The organism is Vibrio sp. MMG023, from assembly GCF_021654215.1.
GTDB lineage: Bacteria > Pseudomonadota > Gammaproteobacteria > Enterobacterales > Vibrionaceae > Vibrio > Vibrio jasicida.
In genome coordinates this window covers 501,333-514,286 of record NZ_JAKFZP010000003.1, presented here as the reverse complement: position 1 = coordinate 514,286, position 12,954 = coordinate 501,333, and the positions used below count along the sequence as shown (strand labels likewise).

The window sequence follows — 12,954 nt, the reverse complement described above, 5'->3', positions numbered from 1 at the left end:
AACCGAACGGAAAGTCGGGTGTGTAAAATCGCTCACAGTTTGATCATTGCAAGTTCTACTTGGATCAAACTTTAAGAAAAAGTGATAGATAAAAGCAGGTTATTTAAACTAAACACTCAGCAGTAAACTTTAGAGACAAAAAAGCCCTCATCATTGAGGGCTCTTTACTAGACGAAAAATCAAAATAAAAACGACAAATTAATCATACATAAGCTTCTCAGCTTTCTTCAGATCAAACTCGTTGAGTGATTTACGCGCCAAGTGCCTAAATGGCAGTGCTTTCACTATTTCTTCAAATGGCATAACGGCGAATGCCCAAAAGAAAGAGAGATCCCAGTGCAGAATGATCAACGCACACAATGGGATGGACACAATCCACTGGCCAGTGAAGTTGATCTTGAAAACTTCTGTGGTCTTACCCAACGCGCGCAACACGTGACCGTGTACCGTGTTATAGCCACGAACAATCGGCAGAAAGATGTATAACGGCGCGATGGAAGCAAGGGCAACGTAGGTGCTTGGATCTAGATCCAGGTATAAATCCGGTAGAACAAAACTTAAGGCCAAGAAGAACGCCGCCGAGACAAATGAGATCATCACAGCCATGTCGATGCTGATATCAACATTCTTACGCAGCTCATCCATTTGTCGTGACCCAATCGCTTGGCTGATCGTGATCGCCGACGAGTGTGCCCAAGCCGTGATGAACTGAGTCCCCGCTTTGATCCAAGGCATCACGATGGTCATCGCTACGTAGGCGTTCAATGTCAGCTGTGAGTACAGCAACATGTAGATAGTTGCGCCGGTTTGCAACATGGTTACGTTTGCTGCAACGGGGAAAATCTCTTTAAAGTGATTCAGCGTGTTGGCCTTCAGTGAGGCGTCTAAGTTCTTAATCGACAAGACGATGGAATCATCCCATCGAATGCAAAGCGTTAAGTACAGCAATCGAATGGTGATGGCGATTAAGCTGCCTGCTGCCGCGCCTTGCACACCAATCCCCTCAAAACCAGCAAAGCCATGAATCAACACGTACGACATTGCCATGTTGACGGGCAGCTCAATCAAGTAACCTTTGAAAGGCACTTTGGTTCGGCCAAGGGCATTAAACAAGGCGATCATGACTTGGGTAATCGCGTTGAAGATGATGATGAACTTGGCGACAGAGAGGTAACGTTCGGTCTCTGCATAAAGAGCAACGTTGTCGGTCAACTTACTTATCAACGCTTTGTCGAAGGCGGTAATCAGTGTCCAAAACACAACCGCGACCAAAACGTTGATAATTAAGCCCGCCCAGAAGCCTTTGTTCAGAGATAGGTGTTGCCCAGACCCAACTGCACGACTGAGTACCAACTGTGAGCCGTTCGCCAACGCCATTTGGATACCTAAAACAAAGGAGACGATGGTGGTGGCAATACCCATGGCGGCAAGGGAAACTTCACCGAGCGGTGAGACAAGGAAGGTGTCGATCATTAACATCGACTGCATTAATAATGCGTTCAAGGCCAACGGCCAAGCAAGGGACAGATTTTTTCTTATATAGGGTTGGGAAGACATGGTAGACCTTTCGGAGTTGTCACAAGCGCAACTAGCAAGCAAGCCGTTGCCGCTAAACGTTGGCCTTGCCCTATCCTTTCACCGTTAGAGCAAAGCCAAATACACGTTGATTCATCAACCGTTGACGACCTGAGCCAGTTTTTGGTTTTCATCGTTCAGCAATGTATGCGACGCGATGCGAGCTTGGTCTCCATTCCCTGCCATAATGGCATCGTAAATCGCGCGATGCTCTTCAATACAGAATCGACCGCCTTCAGCTGAATGATCGATAAACTGCTTGAAGATGGTCGACAAGATATTGCTAAACGGAATGTAGAATTGATTGCCTGTTGCAAGGAATATTGTCTGGTGGAACAGGTGGTCGTTGACCGTCCAATCGTCATAATCGAAACGATTGGCTGCCATGGTCATACGCTGAAAAATAACCGACAACTCTTTGCGTTGCTCTGCTGTTGCGTTATTCGCCGCTAAGGCACAAGCCTCTGGTTCAATCGCTTTACGCAACCCCAAAAACTGAGCCAAAAACGGCTCGGTATCTTCTAAATCTTGAATCCATTCCAAGAGTTGAGGGTCGAGAAAATGCCAATGGTTGCGCGCACGAATCGTCGTGCCCACCTTCGGCTTTGACTCGATTAACCCTTTTGCTGAGAGCAGTTTGGTTGACTCGCGTAATGCTGTGCGACTCACGCCAAACGCGTCACAGAGATCCATCTCATTGGGTAGCTTTTCATTTTGGTTTAGCTCACCTGACAGTATTTTGCGGGCGATTTGTCTGGCAACTTGCACATGGATCTTGCGGTGTGAATCCTCCACAAGAGAAAACTTTGCCATTTGACGCTCCTTATAATTATGCTTCCAGTGCCATAGCACTTGATAAATGATCAAAAAAAGCCAGACGAAGCTGGCTTTTTGAGGTCAGTGTATTCGTCTGAAACGAAATAAGTCAGCGCTTATGGCGCCATTTGTCCGCCGTTTACATCCAGCACTTGGCCAGTGATGTAACCAGAACATGCATGTGAAGCGAAGAAAGCAAACGTTGGTGCTACTTCTTCGATTCGACCGAAGCGACCCATAGGGATACCGCTTGCGATTGCTGCTTTCAACTCGTCAGATTTACCATCGTGGAATGCGGTGTCGATAGTGCCTGGAGAAACGATATTGAAACGGATGTTGTCTTTAGTGAACTCTTTCACCCAGTTACGGTGAATGTCGTGTAACCACGCTTTTGATGCTGCGTAGATACCAGCACCAACACCGCCGCCTTCACGAGCTGCAATAGAGCCAGTGCTGATCACACATGCTGTCTCACCAGATTCCGCTGCGGATGCACGAAGGTGCGGGATGGAATATTTGGTTGTCATCAACGCAGAACGAGCGTTCAGATCCATAACACGGTTGTAGAACTCATCATCGATGTTTTCTAGGTTTTCACGACCGCCAAGACCACCAGCGTTGTTGATTAGCACGTCCATGCCACCGAAATGATCGGTAAATTCCTTAACCAGTTTTTCGCAGTCTGCGGTCACCATAAGGTTCGCTTGGAAAAACTTAACATCGCCACCAAGTGCGGTTAGCTCAGTCACTGCTGCATCTGCGTCAGGACCGGTTTGATGACTGTTAATGCCGATTTTAGCGCCGTATTTTGCGAACACGCGTGCCGCCGCTAGGCCCATACCTGACGTAGAACCAGTGATAAGTACGCGCTTACCTTTCAAATCGTTAAACATGACGGTTTACCTATGTTAGTTATTCGTGCTTTCGAAATAAATCATACAATAAGATCTTTCGGTCGCAAGCGTATTTGCGCCCAATTGAGCGAGATCTGGCAAAATTCGTCAGTTTTGCGTTGCATTTGTGGTTTGGGTCACAGCAAATAGGATTTTACAGCTATTATTTGTATGAATAATTTGACAACTTGATAGCGATGAAAACGATATTGAAGAAGCGGTCAAGTCAACGCAATCATTGATTGTGTCTAGTGAAAAGGTGCGTTCTGTGAACCCTCTTATATTACGTTCACATCTGCTTGGTAGGTAGGGGTAAGAGTGCTATAGTGCGGCTTAAATAATACATATTTAATAAGAAGTGAAGATTATGTCCGGCGAATTTCATTCTATCTCAGGCTCTAAGCGAAGCCTTCATGTGCAAGTAGCGCGTGAAATCGCACGTGGTATTTTGTCTGGTAAGCTTCCTCAGGGCTCTATCCTACCTGGCGAAATGGTTCTTTGTGAGCAATTTGGCATCAGCCGTACTGCACTACGTGAAGCAGTGAAATTGCTAACGTCGAAAGGCCTACTTGAGTCGCGTCCTAAAGTTGGTACTCGCGTCATCAACCGCGCTTACTGGAACTTCTTAGATCCTCAGCTGATTGAATGGATGGACGGTCTTGCAGATACTGACCAGTTCTGTGGTCAATTCCTTGGTTTACGCCGTGCGATCGAGCCAGAGGCATGTGCACTTGCTGCTATCCACGCGACTGCGGAACAACGCATTGAATTATCTGAAACTTTCCAGCAGATGGTCGACGTTGCAGAAGCGGAAGAGTTTGATCAGGCAAAATGGATGGAAGTTGACACTCGTTTCCATAGCCTGATTTTCAACGCAACGGGTAACGACTTCTACCTACCATTCGGTAATATCCTGACGACAATGTTCGTTAACTTCATTGCGCACTCTTCGGAAGAAGGCAGCACTTGTATCAAAGAACACCGTCAGATTTACGATGCAATCATGGCAGGCAATGCTGACAAAGCGCGCCAAGCATCAGCGAATCACTTGTTAGACTCTAAGCACCGCTTAGCGCCAGTAAAATAAGTTCAGCGACAAACCATTGAAAGCACGCGTCCTTCGCGTGCTTTTTTGTCTCTACTCCCCTCTTGCTTTAGCCAGAATCCTATCAATCCTCACAAAAAACTTCTTATTCAGTGATACTTTGATTGAATTTAGATATATAATAATACAAATTAAATTTATTAAAGTGCTGTGTTATGACTGAATCTTTGCTGCCAAACATCCTGCAATTTATTGGGCAAGTCGACCCATTCGACAAGATCCCAAAACCCGCTTTACGTGAACTCGCATCGCACGTGCAGATTACTTACCTGGGCAAAGGTGAAGTCATTGACCAATGCGTGACAGGCCAAGAGAAGTCGCTCTACATCATACGAACTGGCTCCATGGAGCAAAGAAAGTCCGATGGTGTGCTGCGGGCGAAACTGGGGCCAGAAGACATCTTCGGTTTCACCTTTCTTGGCAGCCAAATCGACAGCACGAAAGGCTACCGCGCCATCGCAATTGAGAACTCATTGGTTTATGTGATTCCCAACTCGGCCCTTAAAAAGCTGTTCGAAACCCACCCTGAATGTGCAGAACACTTTGCTTCTCAGGCACAAGTTCGTTTGAAATCCGCGCTGGATGTGGTGTGGTCAAACAAAGAAAAAGGCTTGTTCATTCGCCGCGTTGGTGAGGTTGCCAGCGGTCGCGTTGCTGTGGTGACTGCCGACCAGTCGATTCAAACCGTTGCAAACGAGATGCTAACCAAATGCTCGCCATGCGCCGTGGTTTACGAGAACGACAAAATCGTCGGCTTGATTACTGACCGCGATATGACCAAGCGCGTTATCGCTCAAGGGGTAAGCACTGACCGCCCTATTTCTGAAGTGATGACACACGATCCGCAAACCATCAAACCGGATGATCTCGTCTTGCATGCTGCATCGATGATGATGCAGCACAATATTCGCAACCTGCCATTAGTGGAAAACAACAAGGTCGTCGGCGTACTGACTACGACACACCTTGTGCAAAACCACCGTGTGCAAGCCATCTTCTTGATCGAGAAAATCAAATACGCAGGCAGCGTGAAATCCCTGTCGAGCTTTACTCCAGAGCGCCAAGCGATCTTTGAAGCGCTAGTTGATGGGCACGTCTCACCAGAAGTCATCGGTAAAGTGATGACGATGATCATGGATGCCTACACGCGCCGTTTGATTCAAATCGCGATTGATAAGCTTGGTCCTCCGCCATGTAAGTTCTCATGGATTGTGGCAGGCTCTCACGCTCGTAACGAAGTCCACATGTTGTCGGATCAAGACAGTGCGATTGTCCTTGCTGACCACGCGACGGAGAACGACCGAATTTACTTCAAGCACCTTGCAATGATCGTCAGTAACGGTCTTGCAAGCTGTGATTACCCTTTGTGTCCTGGCAAGTTTATGGCCGCAACGCCAAAGTGGTGCCAACCTCTGAGCGTCTGGAAGAAGTACTACAAAAAATGGGTGGCCAACCCAGAGTACGAGCGCTTGCTAAACATCAGCGTGTTCTTGGAAATTCGTACCCTTTACGGCAATAAAGATTACGAAAGCATCTTGCGAGATGAACTGCATACCAACATTCGCAGCAATCGTGAGTTTCTCTCCATGCTTGTTAACGATGCGGTGAACACTAACCCACCGTTGGGCATCTTCAACAGTTTGGTTTTGGAGAAGTCGGGTGAGAACAAAAAGACGCTCGATGTGAAGAAATACGCCATCAATCTGATCATTGATTTGGCGCGCATTTACGGTTTGGCGGTTGAGTGTGATTTGACGGCAACCGACGAGCGTTTCAAAGCAGCGAATGAAGCGGGCGTATTAAGTGAAGATGCGTACAAGAACATCCTGAACGCCTACCAGTTCATCTTATCGTTCCGTTTTGGTCATCAGTTAGAAGCGCTGAAACGCGGTGAAGAGCCAAATAACCACATCGACCCAAATACGTTCGGTAGCTTTGAACGCCAGCACCTGAAAGACGCCTTCCGTATTATTGCTGATTTGCAAGAAGCGGCGAAAGTACGTTTTGGGAGCCGTTAATGAAACGAATCTTAGAACACTTTCATCCTTGCTCGCGCCTGAATCGAAAGCGCGAGCAATACGTGAAACAGACAACCATGCCAGAGCACATCAAAGCGCTGGTTCAAACGCCACGTCTGGAAGCAGCGCAATTCGCACAAGACGCCAATTACATTGTGCTGGATTTGGAGACAACCGGCTTAGACAGTGAAGAAGATTTGATTTTGTCGATCGGTTGGGTAGACATTGCGAATGGCAAAGTGGATCTGGCCACCAGCCAGCACATGTACATCAATAGTGATTCGCAAATCAAACCAGAAACCGCGGTGATCAACCATATTACACCGCAAATGCTGTCCGAAGGCGTTTCTATCCATGACGCCATGCGAGCGTTTTTCCACGCCGCCAAAGGCAAGATCTTGGTCGCTCACGCTTGTGTGGTCGAAACCCAGTTCATCAATCAATATCTACAGCGGGTGTTTAAACTCAGCGAACCGCCTTTGGTTTGGCTCGACACCATGTGCATTGAAAAGCATCTACAGAAAGCGATAAATCCTCGTGACGAAATTGATGTCACTCTCTCTGGCACTCGCGCTCGTTATGGCCTGCCAGAATACAATGGGCACAATGCGTTAGCGGATGCGGTTGCGACGGCAGAGCTGTTGTTGGCACAAAAAACTCGCATTACTCCTCAAGGAAAAACCACCATCGGTACCCTTTATCGATTGAGTCTCTAACTCTCTAACCATTCCAATATGAAAAAATCTGATGTCTCTAGCGCCATCTTCCTTTTGGTGGCGGCGAACTTGGTTGCGTCTCTTTCTGACGTTTCCCTCAAAATGCTCAATGGCGAAGTGCCCACTTTTCAATACGTCTTTATTCGCCAATTAATCAGTCTGGTGTTGCTTTTACCTCTTTGGGTTCGTTTGGATAAACGAGAGCGTCAAATGGGATGCGATTGGATCACCTTCTGGCGTGCGCAATTGATTCTGATAGGCAGTGCCAGCGCTATGGTAGCAATCACGCATCTGCCATTGGCGACAGCGAATGCGATTTTCTATGTGGGCCCATTATTGGTGCTGCCGCTCTCGGTTATCTTCCTCAAAGAAAAGCCCTCCAAAGGAAAGATTTTCGGCACCTTGATTGGCTTTGGTGGCGTCTTAATTGTGCTTCGCCCTGAACATTTCCATTGGGCGGCGATCATTGCTCTAGGCAGCGCGCTTGCCATCGGTGTGGGCAACATCCTTATTCGCCGTATGCCACAAGAACAGCCTTTGGTGTGCACCTTGTTTTGGACAACGTTAATGACATTACCGGTCGCTTTATTGCTCGCCTACCCTCAATGGCAAGCCATTACCTGGCAACACCTGATGTGGATTGTAGCGATTAACTTGTTTGTGCTTGCATACCATGCCTTGGTGGTCAAAGCGTTTAAGCGTGCTCCTGCGAGCCAGATTGCATTGGCTGAGTATTCCGGACTGGCGTTTGTAACACTGTTTGGCGTGATGTGGTTTGATGAAATACCCGACCTATTTACCGCGCTCGGTATCATCCTGATTGTATTGCCGATGATGCCGCTCAATTGGCAGCGTTTATTGGGGAACAAGCGCCGAGCGCCAACTGCGCAAGAAGTGTCTTAACAGCCTCAAGCAATACGATGAATACTCAAGAGGAGCACAGCGCTCCTCTTTTTTATTGTGCTTAAGCTATCTTGCGAATACCTGTGCCACGAACACTTTTCTCGTTAGTAATAGAGCTTAATAGTCTCGAGTTTGTATGGTGGATGAAGGTAATGTTCAAGTTCACTACGACGATTGTTGAGTCGTTCTAGCAGCTTGTAGGCAATAAAGTAATGGTTAATGTTGCTGACGTAGCGTATCGGCTCAAGTCCGATGTATTGCCGCGTCACCACTTCCACATTGCCGAACCAGACATTGGGATCATACCCTTTCTCTTTGGCGATTCTTCTCATCTTCCTCATGTTTCCCGGCCCTGCATTGTAAGCAGCAAGACAGAAGTAAATGATGTCGTTGTCGCTGATGTTTTCATCGTTAAAGAAATACTTTCGAAGATAATGCATGTACTTCAAACCAGCGTGAATATTGGGTTCTTTCTCGTAAATATTGGAAATGTTGATGGCTCTATCTCTCGCCGTAGTCGGCAAGATCTGCATGATGCCCACCGCCCCTTTGTGAGAAATGACGTTTTGGTTCAATCCGGATTCTTGAAAGCCTTGAGCCAACATCAACAGGTGGTTGAATTGATACTCCTGAGAATACGCGTAGAAGATATCTAGCAATTCTTTAGAACGAACTGCATTGTCTCGGTTAAGGAACTTTCTTAACCATTTGTCGTTTTCGAGATACCTTTCATTGACCACATTGCCGAACAAAGTTCCTATCCGAACTTCCTTGATGAACTTGTTCACCGCCTCTTCTAGCTGAGGCGAATCTTGTCGTATTCCCCAGCCAATCTGTGCATTTTCCCTGATGGTGATTTGATTGTGGAACGCCACGCCGGGAAAGATATTCCCCCACATCCCCGTCTTGTGTCGGTCGAGTACGGTGATATCGATAATGCCCGCACTGACCATTTCGAGAACCTCATAATCTTGCATGATCTCATCAAGAAACAAGATATTAATCAGCGGCTTGTTTTGTATCGTGAAGTAGTTATTTACCTTGGTTAGGCTCTTATGGTAACTCGAGCTTTCTCTCACCCAAACATCCAGTCCACTCAAATCATCCACGGTTTTGATGTCCGCGTATCTGCTGTTGGTAACAATGATTTCTGAGACGTTTTCTCGTACCGGATCGCTAAACGCAATCTGCTCTTTGCGCTCATTGGTAATGGTTAGATTCGCGACTATGACGTCACCATAACCTGCAATCAATTTGGGGATGAGTTCGTTTCTTGCGACCGGAATAACCTGAATGTTGATCGCCTTTTTGTTCTTCCTTAAATAGCGTTCAAACTCATAAATAAGCTCAGAGATAATGCCTTTTGGCTTACCATTTTGGATGTAGTAAAAACCCAGATCAGCAGACACCAAAATACGAACGGCTTTCTTTTCCTTTAGCGTCTCTAAGTCCCCCACGTAGGGATCAGACTTTAAAGGAGACAGTTCCAATGCGGCACTGGAGTGAGAGAAAGACCAGAGAAACAAGACGATGCAAAGTATTTGACCCACCATGAGCTTATCCGTTCGCTAAATCATTAATGATAATTTTAGCAATAAAAGCTCAAGGGGATGTCTTCGGTCTGAGTCTGACCTTGTTCGAGAAATAAAAATAGCCCGCTTCGGGGGCGGGCTATTGGAAAGAATCTTAATTTATTTGTGGCTTGGATTAGAAGCTGTACGTTACACCGACACGGCTACGTAGCTGACGTGATGAGCTGTCATCACAAGAGCTGTTACATTGAACGTTACCGAATTCTACATATGGACGCCAATCCCAACCTTTCTCTTTGTAGCCTAGTTTAAAGTTGTAGTCCCATTCGTACTTGCCGTCGCGGTTTCCTAGCTTCCACTCATCGCTGAAGAAATCTTCTTTGTAGTTTGCTTCAAAACCAAATTGCCAAGCGTTCCAGTTGTAATCGATGTTACCCGTGATTTTACTCGCGTTCAGTGAATCGTGTTGTTTGCCGTCTAGACCTGTTGATGTTTTACCAGATGCGTAGTTGCGGAACTCGTGACGGTAGCGAAGTTTGGTTGTGATACCAGAATCGAATTTGTATTGAACACGAACCTGAGGTTTGTACGTTACTGCTTCGTCACCAAAGGTAATTGGCATCGATGTGGTTACACGCCAGTTGTTATCAAATTTGAAGTGGTAGCCGTATTCGAATTCGCTATCACCACGTTGAAGCTCGCTTAAGTTACCAGTGTGCTTCATTTCAACGCCGTAGTAATGGTTACCTGTGCTGCCACCAATTTTGATACGGCCTGCCCACTGCTCTGAATCGTGTTTGTATTCTTCACGGAAGTCTAGTGACGCGGCTGAAATGCTACCTGCAAAAAGGGTTGTCGCGATCGCTAAAGCAATTTGTTTTTTAGATGTCATAGTAATGTTCCACTGTAAATAAATTGTATTTCAAAGTGGCGACGCGCATACACGCCGCCCTTTTTAGGGTTTTATTGTTTTGGGTAAAGCAATTCGATATCGCGCTGAGCCCAAACTTCTGCCAAGTTCTTCTTCACTGTGAAGCGGCTAAAGTCAGTTTCGCTTGCCAGTTTCACCCACTCAGGTTTCTCCATCGCCACACCTGCTTTTAGATAAATCGGTGTCATGCGCTCTACGCGACGTGGATTGTCTTTCGCGGTGTATGGCCAGTCAGACGCAGGATCTTGATAAGTCGCCATTAGCTGAATACCTTGCGCTAATGAGCCACCTTTCTTGTTTTGGTAGTGCCATAGGTCGATGCCCACTTTGTCACCGATTTGAGCGATGCCGACCAATGGATCTAAGCTGAAGTAGTGGTAGTGGTATGCACGAGTACGTTCGATTTCATGAGGCTGAGAGCCGTCTTTTTCGAACTGAGTGTCTACGCGCATCTTGCCTTTTTGAACCATCTGCTTTGCGAGAGGCTCATTACCTAAGAAGTAAGCAATACTGGCGACTTGGAAGTCATACCAAGTGCCGTGGTTGTTTGCCGCAGCAGCTTCGCCTTTCGGGCCACCTGATAGGTCGTCAACAATCAACCAATCTAGGTATTCGCCGTACCACTGTGTAATTTGCTGTTCGTCTTTCTCCGTCCAAGCAGGAGAAAGCGAAAGGATGGCGATCGAATCCAGCATGCGGTCTGCTAGAGTACGCGTATCAATAATGCCGCCACGACGACCTTCTGCACGACCAGGTACACCCTGACCATAATTCACGTTCGGGTTCATCTTAGTTTCATCATTCATGAACCAAGTACGAACGTATTCGATACCTTGTTTGGCGTATTTCTCGTCTTGGCTGAAGTAATAAGCCAATGCTAATGCACGAACAGAACGAGTGAAGTGACCAATACGTTTAGAGTCTGTTTCAGCTGTTTTTGACGCAGGGTTAGTTTTGCCATCGTGACGAACCCAAGGAAGGCCATCTTCTTTCGATTCATCTGGCCACCAGTACGGGCTGATGCTCATGTAATCGTTTTTGCTACCGCTTGGTGGCGTCATACCTTTCGCTGTTACCGTGAACGGGCCATCTTTCATCGCCAGTTCTGCTTCTTCAATAAGACGGTCGTACGCGTCTTTCATTGAATCGCTCGCTTTATCGGACTGTAAAACAGCGCGGTTTTGTTCAAGCGTTGCTTCATCAAGGAACACAAAGTCTGCAGCAAGAGTGTTAGCACTGAAAAGAATGGCGCTGAGGCAGGTTGCTAGATGTAGAGGTCGTAGGGGTTTCATTATTATCGGCCTTATATCTTGAGTTAAAATACTACAAATATAGTACCTAGCCGATGTTGAGCGTTCTGTGAATTAGATCTAATTGTATGATTTATCCACGCTATCAAACTTTGTTACAACCACCAAAGCTGACATTAACTTATTGATATTAAATATATTACAGATATTTACGCTCATTAATTGTCTTAATATTTAGGCTAAAAATGTGCTCTACCGCATATTTTTGCACCAAATGAGTTCATTTTTATTTGTCATACAATATAATTATTTCAAGTTTTTGAGACACAGAACATCAAATTGCTATTGACGCGCTCTTTTTCGCTCTGCCCTTTTCTACATAGAGTCCAATAACAGGTTAAGCATCGCTTGGTTATAGAGACGAAATGAGAAAGGCCGAGGCTATATAAGCAGAGGTCACTTATGTCAGGCTGAGGCATAAGTGGATAGAAGAATTAAGTAAGCACAAGAAATAGCAATAGAAGCAAAGTACAGCGAACAAAATGGATGCGACCAGTGAAACTTTCGACATTGAAGAATACTGTTTTGTCATCCCTACTCGCTGTTGCTCAAGTCTTGATGGTTCTAAGCAGCTTGTTGTTGCTTCCAACGGTTGTAGTTCTCATTGGACTTAAATGGCTGTAGCGGTTTGTCTTTTGTAACAGACACTTATAGAGACAAATCAACAAGCTGATTTCGCTATCAACAGATAGCAAGGAAAACGCTTAATTGGTTATGAATAGTTTATTTTTAGGAGCCGTTAATTAATTGGGAAGTCTTTAATACCAATCGGCATAGGTAAAACGCCGAGATCGAGCAGACGAGGATGTTTTGTGTCGATTGGTATAGTTGCTCCCATATCATAACAACACTTTACAGAGCCTAGCTTTGTTGAACTTTGCAATGATTGTCGAAGATCTTACAGCGTAACGTGCTTAGCAGCGATGAGAGATATACCCCTCGAGTATCTTTCAGCTACATCCAGAACCCCGTTTCACTGTTCTATTGCAATCCAACAGAGCCCTTGGCTCAGACGGTATCAATACCGTTTTTCGCCCACGCATTACAGGCATGTCGTGGGCGTTTTTTTATCTGCAATAGTCATACAAATCTGACAATAGTTCACACCTTCTTACTCCGTTATAGCCCTTATTATCTAAGGCTATAAACGCTATT

General features: G+C 46.0%; 10 protein-coding genes. 4 read left to right on the top strand and 6 right to left on the bottom strand.

Going from position 1 to position 12,954, the window contains the following annotated elements; all coding sequences use genetic code 11:
• Positions 1-198: 198 nt before the first annotated feature.
• The 3 genes from L1076_RS12020 to L1076_RS12010 form a co-directional block, all read right to left on the bottom strand.
• Entirely contained in the window at positions 199-1,557 is a 1,359-nt protein-coding gene (locus L1076_RS12020) for an MATE family efflux transporter (RefSeq protein ID WP_275424158.1), read from the bottom strand.
• A 114-nt stretch (positions 1,558-1,671) separates the two neighbouring features.
• Positions 1,672-2,388, bottom strand: coding sequence for a FadR/GntR family transcriptional regulator (locus L1076_RS12015; protein ID WP_005437108.1), 717 nt, complete (start codon positions 2,386-2,388; stop codon positions 1,672-1,674).
• 119 nt (positions 2,389-2,507) lie between these two features.
• Positions 2,508-3,284, bottom strand: coding sequence for an SDR family NAD(P)-dependent oxidoreductase (locus tag L1076_RS12010; protein ID WP_005437107.1), 777 nt, complete (start codon positions 3,282-3,284; stop codon positions 2,508-2,510).
• Between the two features lie 367 nt (positions 3,285-3,651).
• Between L1076_RS12010 and L1076_RS12005 the strand changes: the two genes are divergently transcribed.
• From L1076_RS12005 to L1076_RS11990, 4 genes are all read left to right on the top strand, one after another.
• Complete coding sequence (locus L1076_RS12005) at positions 3,652-4,371, top strand: FadR/GntR family transcriptional regulator (protein ID WP_038866981.1); 720 nt, start codon at positions 3,652-3,654, stop codon at positions 4,369-4,371.
• Positions 4,372-4,544: 173 nt separating this feature from the next.
• Complete coding sequence (locus L1076_RS12000; protein WP_038866979.1) at positions 4,545-6,407, top strand: putative nucleotidyltransferase substrate binding domain-containing protein; 1,863 nt, start codon at positions 4,545-4,547, stop codon at positions 6,405-6,407.
• Positions 6,407-7,123: a 3'-5' exonuclease gene (locus L1076_RS11995; RefSeq protein ID WP_041055069.1), complete on the top strand. Its 717-nt coding sequence runs from the start codon at positions 6,407-6,409 to the stop codon at positions 7,121-7,123. Before L1076_RS12000 ends, L1076_RS11995 begins: the two co-directional genes overlap by 1 nt.
• 18 nt (positions 7,124-7,141) lie before the next feature.
• Positions 7,142-8,026, top strand: a complete 885-nt coding sequence (locus L1076_RS11990; RefSeq protein ID WP_042605038.1) for a DMT family transporter — start codon at positions 7,142-7,144, stop codon at positions 8,024-8,026.
• A gap of 104 nt (positions 8,027-8,130) precedes the next feature.
• On the opposite strand, the gene L1076_RS11985 is transcribed toward L1076_RS11990, so the two are convergent.
• From L1076_RS11985 to L1076_RS11975, 3 genes are all read right to left on the bottom strand, one after another.
• Complete coding sequence (locus tag L1076_RS11985) at positions 8,131-9,579, bottom strand: lytic transglycosylase F (protein ID WP_237303671.1); 1,449 nt, start codon at positions 9,577-9,579, stop codon at positions 8,131-8,133.
• Between the two features lie 154 nt (positions 9,580-9,733).
• Positions 9,734-10,450 carry an oligogalacturonate-specific porin KdgM family protein gene (locus L1076_RS11980; protein WP_020195684.1) on the bottom strand — a complete coding sequence of 239 codons (717 nt, stop codon included), beginning with the start codon at positions 10,448-10,450 and terminating at the stop codon, positions 9,734-9,736.
• 71 nt (positions 10,451-10,521) lie between these two features.
• Positions 10,522-11,781, bottom strand: a complete 1,260-nt coding sequence (locus tag L1076_RS11975; protein WP_237303670.1) for an alginate lyase family protein — start codon at positions 11,779-11,781, stop codon at positions 10,522-10,524.
• Positions 11,782-12,954: the final 1,173 nt, after the last annotated feature.

What these genes read in the sequence shown, in the direction of transcription:
- L1076_RS12020 (WP_275424158.1), bottom strand. Translation starts at nt 1,557, where the DNA reads ATGTCTTCCCAACCCTATATAAGAAAAAATCTGTCCCTTGCTTGGCCG.
- L1076_RS12015 (WP_005437108.1), bottom strand. Translation starts at nt 2,388, where the DNA reads ATGGCAAAGTTTTCTCTTGTGGAGGATTCACACCGCAAGATCCATGTG.
- L1076_RS12010 (WP_005437107.1), bottom strand. Translation starts at nt 3,284, where the DNA reads ATGTTTAACGATTTGAAAGGTAAGCGCGTACTTATCACTGGTTCTACG.
- L1076_RS12005 (WP_038866981.1), top strand. Translation starts at nt 3,652, where the DNA reads ATGTCCGGCGAATTTCATTCTATCTCAGGCTCTAAGCGAAGCCTTCAT.
- L1076_RS12000 (WP_038866979.1), top strand. Translation starts at nt 4,545, where the DNA reads ATGACTGAATCTTTGCTGCCAAACATCCTGCAATTTATTGGGCAAGTC.
- L1076_RS11995 (WP_041055069.1), top strand. Translation starts at nt 6,407, where the DNA reads ATGAAACGAATCTTAGAACACTTTCATCCTTGCTCGCGCCTGAATCGA.
- L1076_RS11990 (WP_042605038.1), top strand. Translation starts at nt 7,142, where the DNA reads ATGAAAAAATCTGATGTCTCTAGCGCCATCTTCCTTTTGGTGGCGGCG.
- L1076_RS11985 (WP_237303671.1), bottom strand. Translation starts at nt 9,579, where the DNA reads ATGGTGGGTCAAATACTTTGCATCGTCTTGTTTCTCTGGTCTTTCTCT.
- L1076_RS11980 (WP_020195684.1), bottom strand. Translation starts at nt 10,450, where the DNA reads ATGACATCTAAAAAACAAATTGCTTTAGCGATCGCGACAACCCTTTTT.
- L1076_RS11975 (WP_237303670.1), bottom strand. Translation starts at nt 11,781, where the DNA reads ATGAAACCCCTACGACCTCTACATCTAGCAACCTGCCTCAGCGCCATT.